This window comes from Methanoregula sp. (genome assembly GCF_049510175.1).
Classification (GTDB): Archaea; Halobacteriota; Methanomicrobia; order Methanomicrobiales; family Methanospirillaceae; genus Methanoregula.
This window is the reverse complement of record NZ_JBEKZF010000017.1, coordinates 1-5,673: the sequence shown is the minus strand read 5'-3', so window position 1 is coordinate 5,673 and position 5,673 is coordinate 1. Positions and strand designations below refer to the sequence as shown.

Genomic DNA, 5,673 nt, shown 5'->3' with positions numbered 1-5,673 from the left:
TTGCTGTTGCAAAGGCATCACTCCTGCAGGACCTGTTCCCGAAAGCAGTTCAGGTTGAACACGCGGCGATGGTTGTCGGTGCCGGTATTGCCGGTATGCAGGCAGCACTCGATCTCGCAAATGCAGGCATCAAAACCTACCTGATCGAGTCAACACCCAGCATTGGCGGGCGTATGTCCCAGCTGGACAAGACATTCCCGACCCTTGACTGTTCACAGTGTATCTTAACACCCAAGATGGTGGATGTGGGCAGGGCCCCGAATATCGAGTTGATGACCTACTCAGAAGTTGATGCAGTCGAGGGTTACATCGGCAACTTTGACGTCACCATCCGCAAGAAGGCACGCGGTGTGATCACCATGGCAGAGGGTGAAGCACGCGGCATTGTCGGTGGCGGCTGTAACGGTTGTGGTGACTGTGAAGTTGTCTGCCCGGTGGTCAAGCCCAACGAATTCGAAGTGGGCATGAAACCCCGCAAGGCAATTTATATCAACCACCCGCAGGTAGTACCCCTTCTCTACACGATCGATTTCAACTCCTGTATCAAATGCGGGCTGTGTGTGACCACATGCGGTGAAAAGAAAGCTATTGATCTTGAGGCAAAGGACGAATTTGTCAAGGTCAAAGTCGGGACCGCAATTCTCGCAACAGGGTTTGACATCTTCCCGATCGAGAAGAAAACAGAATGGGGATACAAGCAGTATGAAAATGTTGTCACGAGCCTTGAGTTTGAGCGGCTTATCTGTGCATCAGGCCCGACCGGCGGTCATCTTATCCGCCCCAGCGATGGGGAGACTCCCAAGAAAGTCGCATTTGTGCTCTGTGCCGGTTCCCGGGATAATACCGGAAACGGCAAACCGTATTGTTCCCGGTTCTGCTGCATGTATTCCCTGAAACATGCCCACCAGATCATCGAAAAGATACCGGGATGCACTCCGTATCTCTTCTACATGGATATACGCTCGTTCGGTAAGGCGTATGAAGAGTTCTATTACCGCATCCAGGATGAGGGCGGCAAATTTATCCGGGGGCGTGTAGCAAACATCCTCGAGGACCCGGCCACCAAGAACCTTCATGTCTATGCCGACGATACCCTGCTGAACCGCCCGGTTGATATGGAAGTAGACCTTGTCGTACTAGCAGCGGCTGTACAACCAATGGAGGACACAAACAGAACCCGCAAGCTCTTCGGTGTATCCTGTTCGATGGACGGCTGGCTCTTAGAAGCCCACCCGAAGCTGAATCCCTGTGGAACTACAACAGCGGGTGTTTTCCTTGCCGGTGTCTGCCAGGGACCAAAGGATATCCCGGATACCGTTGCATCTGCTGAAGGTGCAGCATCCGCGGCAAGCATCCCTATCCACAAGGGAGAGGTTGAGCTTGAACCGTACTTTGCCATGTGCATTGAAGAGAGATGCGCTGGCTGCGGCATGTGCGTTAACCTCTGCCCGTTCAGTGCGCTGGCACTTGTCGAAAAGGAGGGACGACAGGTTATGCAGGTCACCGAAGCCAAATGCAAGGGTTGCGGGACCTGTGGCGGATTCTGTCCCGGCGGAGCAATATGGATGAACCACTTTGCTACCCCGCAGATCGTGGCGCAGATCGATGCGTTCCTGCTCGGAGGTGAGCAGTAAATGTCAGCACCACCTGAAAACCCTGCTCCAAAACGTGAGCCGGGCGAGTGGAAACCCCAAATACTCGGTATTCTCTGTAACTGGTGCTCGTATGCCGGTGCTGACCTTGCCGGAGGCGGCCGTATCCAGTACCCACCGGATGTCCGGGTAATCCGTGTCATGTGCACGGGTCGTGTTGACGCATTATTCGTGCTCAAGGCCTTTGCCGATGGCGCGGATGGTGTGCTTGTCTCCGGTTGCCACTTCGGTGACTGCCATTACCTGGAAGGCAACTTCAAGGGCGCAAAGCGTATGTTCATGGTCAAGCGACTCATGAAGAGTATCGGTCTTGATGACCGTCGGTTCAGGATGACATTTGTGTCAGCATCAGAAGGCGCAAAGTGGGGTGCAGTCATCACTGATGTAGTGAAAACCATCAACGAGCTCGGACCAAGCCCCATCAAGGAGTTAAATAAATAAGGGAGAACAAAGCGTGAAATTAGTATCCTCCCAACCACTTTTCTGTCAGGCGCACCAGTGGATCTGTCACGATAGTGGAGTTAATGTCAGGGAGATGGAATACATAATTTCACGAATTATTTTCGTTATAGGAGGTATATATCGTGGCAACGATACAAGTAAACCTGATTTCAGGTCGGAGCATCCAGCAGGGGGTTGCTATCGAAGGCGGTAAGGAGAAACCCGCCTATCGCACTGCAGCCGGTATCATCGAACTTGATCCATCAGATCTGAAAAAACTTGGGGCGTGGAAAAATACTAACGTCAGGGTGACGAGCGATTACGGCAACGTTGTCGTGAAAGCAGTCGAGACCACCCAGGGTCCTCACCCCGGCCTTGCATTCATCCCCATGGGCCCCTGGGCAAATTCTATTATTGACCCGAATACTTATTCAACGGGTATGCCGACGTTCAAAGGCGTACCGGTGAAAATAGACGTAGCGATCAATGAACCTATACTGCTTGGTATAGAACTGGTTCAGAAACTATGCGGGGTGAAATGAAATGACCAAGACCATAACAGACGTCATATGTCCTTTCTGCGGGACACTCTGCGACGATGTCGAAGTTGTTGTCTCAGATGACGGAAAACAGCTTCTCGAGGTCTACAACGCCTGCGTCATCGGCACTGAAAAATTCCTGCACTCCCAGTCAAAGGATCGTGTTACCCGGCCCAGGATGCACCAGCCTGACGGGACATGGAAAGAGATCAGTTATGACGAGGCAGCCGAATATTCTGCCCAAATGCTGGCAAAAGCGAAAAAGCCCCTCATGTTCGGCTGGAGCTCCACCAACTGCGAAGCGCAAAGCGTTGGCAACGAGATTGCCGAGATAACCCGTGCATGCTGTGACAATACCGCAGCAACCTGCCATGGCACCTCACTGATTGCCATCCAGGATATTGGACTGCCGTCATGTACCCTAGGCGAGATCAAGAACCGTGCAGATCGTGTCATCTTCTGGGGTTGCAACCCGGTACATGCTCATCCCCGGCACATGTCCCGGTACTCCATCTTCCCCCGCGGGTTCTTCACCAGCAAGGGGCAGATGAGCCGAAAAATGATAGTCGTTGACCCCCGCGTGACCGATACAGCAAAAATGGCCGATGTTCACCTGCAGGTTGAACAGGGTATGGACTATGAGCTGCTTGATGCACTCCGCGTTGCCTTCAAGGGAGAATGGCTCCCTGATGTTGTTGCGGGTATCCCCAAGGAAAAGATCCGGGAAGTCGCAGATATGATGAAGAGCGGCCGTTTTGGGATCATCTTCTTCGGTATGGGTGTGACCCAGTCGCTTGGCAAGAACCACAACATCGATGCGGCAATTGCTGTCACAAAAGACCTCAATGAGTATACAAAATTCTCAATCATGCCGATGAGGGGTCATTATAATGTAACCGGTTCCGGTGAAGTATTCGGATGGCAGTTCGGGTTCCCCTATGCCGTGGACTTAACCAGGGGATTTGCACGTTACAACCCCGGCGACACCAGCACTATTGACCTGCTGGTACGCGGCGAAGTGGATGCCATGTTCACCATAGGAAGCGATCCCGGCGCCCACTTCCCCATCAGCGCTGTCAAACAATTTGCACACATACCCTCCGTGTGCGTCGATCCCCATCTCACTCCAACCACGGGTGTCTCAAAACTGCATGTACCAGTGGCATTCAACGGTGTGGAAGTTGGCGGGAACTGCTATCGTATGGACAACGTACCTATCGACTGTCGCAAGGTCGTCGAGCCACCGGAGGGCATGCTTACTGATGAGCAGTTCCTCATCAAGGTCCGCGACCGGGTACGACAACTCAAGGGGGTAGCATAATCATGTCAGAGTATATCATCAAGAACGGTAACGTATTTGACCCGGTCCAGGGCATCAGGGGGGACAAAGCGGACGTAGCCATCATGGATGGCAAGATTGTCGACAAGGTCGGATCCGGTGCAAAGGTCATCGATGCCAAGGGGAAGACCGTCATGGCAGGTGCCGTGGAGATCCACGCTCACATCGCAGGTCCGAAAATTAACATGGGCAGGATCTACCGTCCTGAAGACAAGCTCTTCACCTGCACGCCTACCAAGGGTATTGAGCGGATGGGCGGCGGGGCATCCATCCCGACCACCTTCAAGACCGGTTACGAGTATGCCAAGATGGGATACACGACCGCAATGGAAGCGGCAATGCCACCCTTATTCTCCCGGCACGTGCACGAGGAGATCCGCGACACTCCTATCATCGATGAGGGGGCATATCCGGTTTTTGGGAACAACTGGTTCGTGCTGGAGTATCTCAAAAACCAGGAGATAGAGAATACCGCAGCGTACTGTGCGTGGCTTCTCAGGGTCACAAAGGGATATGCGATCAAGCTTGTGAACCCGGGTGGTACCGAAGCATGGGCGTGGGGGCTGAACTGCCTGTCGGTCAATGACCCTGTCCCGTATTTCGATATCACTCCTGCTGAAATTATCAGGGGGCTGATTGAAGCAAACGAATACCTTGGCCTTCCTCATTCCGTGCACATCCATCCGAATAACCTCGGGAACCCGGGATGTTATGAGACCACGCTCGACACGCTGAGACTTGCCGAAGGCTACAAGGCCAAGAACAAGTTCGGCCGTGAACAGGTTATGCACCTCACCCATTCGCAGTTCCACTCCTACGGTGGAACCAACTGGGGGGACTTTGAGTCCAAAGCAAAAGAGATCACGGACTATGTCAACAAGAACAAGAATATCACTATTGACACCGGCAACGTAACCCTCGATGAGACCACGACCATGACCGCGGACGGTCCGTTCGAGCACCACCTGACCGGCCTTAACCACCTGAAATGGGCAAACATCGATGTGGAGGTTGAGACCGGATCCGGGGTCGTTCCCTATATCTATAGTCCGAACATCTCGGTCTGTGCCATCCAGTGGGCGATTGGTCTTGAAATTGCCCTGATGATGAAAGACCCGATGCGCTGTTACATCACCACCGACCACCCCAACGCAGGACCGTTCACCCGGTACCCGCGGGTTATCAAGTGGCTGATGTCAGCCAAGGCCCGTGAAGCACAGATCAATGCGTTCAAGCACAAGGACAAGGTTCTTTCACAAACCAGCATCGGAACACTCGACCGCGAGATCTCGCTTTACGAGCTTGCCCAGATGACCCGGGCCGGCCCGGCAAAATCACTGGGACTTTCCGGTATGTGCGGTGGCCTGAAACCGGGCATGGATGCCGATATTGCCGTCTATAACTTCAACCCGGACAAACCGGTGGCAAATCCTGAGGATATTGAAAAGGCGTTCACGCGTTGTGCGCACGTCTTCAAATGCGGTGTCGAGGTCATCACAAACGGAGAACTGATCAGCAACGGCAACAAGCGTACGCTCTGGGTGAATGCAAAAGTGAAGGACAACCCGCAGGTCATGCGTGATATCAACGAAAAATTCCTGAAATATTACAGCATGACACAGGCGAACTACGAAGCGCTCGGACACCACTTTGTCCCCAACCCGTATGCCCTCGAAGTTGATGCAACACAGGTGTAGGTGTG

The 5,673-nt window shown here is 53.2% G+C and carries 5 protein-coding genes; all 5 read left to right on the top strand.

Annotated elements, in window-relative coordinates:
* Positions 1–1,634 (top strand): 4Fe-4S dicluster-binding protein (locus ABSG49_RS11885; RefSeq protein ID WP_424026348.1); only part of this gene is annotated, 1,634 nt, incomplete at its 5' end.
* Complete coding sequence (locus tag ABSG49_RS11880) at positions 1,635–2,093, top strand: hydrogenase iron-sulfur subunit (protein WP_424026347.1); 459 nt, start codon at positions 1,635–1,637, stop codon at positions 2,091–2,093.
* 143 nt (positions 2,094–2,236) lie between these two features.
* A complete protein-coding gene (locus ABSG49_RS11875; RefSeq protein ID WP_424026346.1) occupies positions 2,237–2,635 on the top strand; it encodes a molybdopterin dinucleotide binding domain-containing protein in 399 nt (132 codons plus the stop codon).
* Position 2,636: 1 nt separating this feature from the next.
* Complete coding sequence (locus ABSG49_RS11870; RefSeq protein WP_424026345.1) at positions 2,637–3,953, top strand: formylmethanofuran dehydrogenase subunit B; 1,317 nt, start codon at positions 2,637–2,639, stop codon at positions 3,951–3,953.
* A 2-nt stretch (positions 3,954–3,955) separates the two neighbouring features.
* Positions 3,956–5,668 (top strand): formylmethanofuran dehydrogenase subunit A, encoded by a 1,713-nt coding sequence (locus tag ABSG49_RS11865; RefSeq protein WP_424026344.1) that lies wholly within the window; start codon positions 3,956–3,958, stop codon positions 5,666–5,668.
* The last annotated feature ends 5 nt before the right edge of the window (positions 5,669–5,673 follow it).

Coding starts and splice junctions, on each gene's coding strand:
- ABSG49_RS11870 (WP_424026345.1), top strand. CDS start 2,637: ATGACCAAGACCATAACAGACGTCATATGTCCTTTCTGCGGGACACTC.
- ABSG49_RS11880 (WP_424026347.1), top strand. CDS start 1,635: ATGTCAGCACCACCTGAAAACCCTGCTCCAAAACGTGAGCCGGGCGAG.
- ABSG49_RS11865 (WP_424026344.1), top strand. CDS start 3,956: ATGTCAGAGTATATCATCAAGAACGGTAACGTATTTGACCCGGTCCAG.